The 2,336-nt window shown below is 65.6% G+C and carries 3 protein-coding genes and 1 riboswitch; all 3 genes read right to left on the bottom strand.

What is annotated here, in order from left to right:
• A partial coding sequence (locus VMJ11_RS25595; protein ID WP_325623001.1) for an adenosylhomocysteinase occupies positions 1–701 on the bottom strand: 701 nt, incomplete at its 3' end.
• A gap of 33 nt (positions 702–734) precedes the next feature.
• A riboswitch (S-adenosyl-L-homocysteine riboswitch) is annotated at positions 735–842 on the bottom strand.
• Positions 843–1,018: 176 nt separating this feature from the next.
• Entirely contained in the window at positions 1,019–1,741 is a 723-nt protein-coding gene (locus VMJ11_RS25600; RefSeq protein WP_325623002.1) for an LrgB family protein, read from the bottom strand.
• Positions 1,742–1,779: 38 nt separating this feature from the next.
• A complete protein-coding gene (locus tag VMJ11_RS25605; RefSeq protein ID WP_414694468.1) occupies positions 1,780–2,199 on the bottom strand; it encodes a CidA/LrgA family protein in 420 nt (139 codons plus the stop codon).
• Positions 2,200–2,336 lie beyond the last annotated feature (137 nt).

Raw genomic sequence — 2,336 nt, forward strand, 5'->3', positions numbered from 1 at the left:
AGGTTGTCGAACTTCGACTTCGTGACCGAGTCGTTGACGTTGATCGCCGGGAACGGCAGGCGGCCGTCCTTTTCCATCTGGTAGAGGCGATGCACGCCCGTCGTGGTTTCCTCGGTCACGCCCTGGATCTGCGAGAGGCGCTTGGAGTACCACTGCGGGTCGATCTCGAGATGCTTCTCGATCGACTTGTAGAGCGCGACTTCCTCTTCGTTGGTCGGCTTGGCGATGACCGAGCGGTCCTTTTCAGCCTTCGAGCCGAGGATCAGCAGCAGCGTGGCGTCGCCGCCGTCGTCGAGGATCATGTTGGCGAATTCGCCGTTCGGCCATTCGAAGATGCGGTGCGAGAACTCCCAGTATTCGTCGAGCGATTCGCCCTTGAACGCGAACACCGGCGTGCCGCCCTGCGCGATCGCGGCAGCGGCGTGGTCCTGGGTCGAGAAGATGTTGCACGAGGCCCAGCGCACGTCGGCGCCGAGCGCCTTCAGGGTCTCGATCAGCACGCCCGTCTGGATGGTCATGTGGAGCGAGCCTGCGACGCGCGCGCCCTTGAGCGGCTGCTGCGCCTTGTACTCTTCGCGGATTTGCACGAGGCCGGGCATTTCGGTCTCGGCGATGTTCAGCTCCTTGCGGCCCCAGCCGGCAAGCGACAAATCGGCGACGACGAAATCTTTGGCTTGATCTTGCGGAATTGCGGCGTTCATCACGCCCTCCTTTCTAAAAGTGACTAGAAATTAAAGACGTGAGCGCCGTTTTCAGTGCGGTCGATTCAGCGAATCCAACCGGATTGAGCACCTTCGAGCCTGGCGGGTCAGAGAAAACCCGTCGCAACGCTCCTCGAAGGCGAGGCGTGATTGTAGCAAATTGGGATGGCGGCCGCGTGCGCGGGCCTACAGGAAGCTGCTGGAGGCCGGTGTTACAGGTGCACCACGGATGTGGCAGCCATCATGGATGGCCATGCGAAGGATGGCCATCCACGGATCGCCGCTCCAGCACTGACAGCCCCGCGGATGGCGGCCCCTCAAACCGGCAGAAACCCCAGCGCCGGTGCGAGCAGCACCATCACCACGCCGGCGATCATCATGGTGAGGCTCGCGACCACGCCCTCTTCGCTGCCCAGCTCGCGGGCTTTTGCCGTGCCCACGCCATGAGCGGCGGCGCCGAACAGCGCGCCGCGCGCGAGCCGCGTGCGCAGCGGCACGAGCCCAAGCACGAGTTCGCCGAACAGCATGCCGCACACGCCCGTGGCGATCACGAAGAGCGCGGTGAGGTCGCGCGGCGCGTGGATCTTGTCGGAGACGGCGAGTGCGAACGGCGTCGAGATCGAGCGCGTCATCAGGCTGCGCTGGAGGTCCGGCGAGAGGTGCAGGAGCTTTGCCAGCGCAAGTGAGCCGCCCACCGCCACGACGATGCCGACCGTCACGCCGACGGTGAGCGAAATCCAGTGGCGCCTGAGCAGGTCACGATACTCGTAGATCGGCACCGCGAACGCCACCGTGGCCGGGCCGAGCAGCCACATGAGCCAGCGCGTGTCCTGGAAGTAGACCGGATACGGAATGTGCAGCGCCAACACGATCGCTCCGAGCACCGCGGGCACCGCGACGAGCGGCGTGAGCCACGGCGAGCGGTAGCGCGCATAGAGCGCCTTCGAGGCGAAATACAGCGCGACGGTGAGGATGAAGCAGCCGGCCGCGATCAGCCGCGCCGCGTCGTCGGCGAACAGGGACGAATAAAACGTGTTCATGACGGGATCGTCCTCACGACAGATACGAGACGCTGGGATTACGCACGCGCCAGGTGGCGCGAGTGACGCACGCGGCGCAGCGCGAGACGCCGCTCGAGCCGCGCGGCCTGCTCCACCGCGAACGCGACGGCCACCATCACCATCAGCGTGCCACCCACCACGACGAGCGCGAGGCGCCAGCCGTCGGCGCGAAAGAGGCCGCCGTACTTGACCGCCGCCACGGCGGCGGGAATGAAGAACAGCAGCATGTCCGAGAGCAGCCAGTCGGCGCCGGCCTTCACCCAGCGCGGCGCGACGCCGCCGCAAAAGAGCAGCGCGAGCAGCATCACGAGACCGACCACGCCGCCCGGCACGGGCAGGTGCGCGGCGCGCGTGAGGAAGTCGGCGACATACCAGACTCCCGCGAGCAGCGCGGACTGCGCAGCGATCCGGCCAATCCGCCGGCCAAGGCTCGCCATGCCGCCCGCACTGCGCGCGGCGCTTGCGGAGACCTTCGCGGACGTGTTCGGAGTCGTCATGGCAAACCCTAAGTGACACTGGAATGAAGTCAGTATAGGGTGCAGCGCAGCATAAACATAATGACTTAGAATCATCT

The sequence above is a fragment of the Paraburkholderia sp. genome (assembly GCF_035501035.1).
Lineage (GTDB): Bacteria > Pseudomonadota > Gammaproteobacteria > Burkholderiales > Burkholderiaceae > Paraburkholderia.

Excerpts from the sequence above, each read along its gene's own strand:
- VMJ11_RS25605 (WP_414694468.1), bottom strand. The coding sequence starts at position 2,199 with ATGGCGAGCCTTGGCCGGCGGATTGGCCGGATCGCTGCGCAGTCCGCG.
- VMJ11_RS25600 (WP_325623002.1), bottom strand. The coding sequence starts at position 1,741 with ATGAACACGTTTTATTCGTCCCTGTTCGCCGACGACGCGGCGCGGCTG.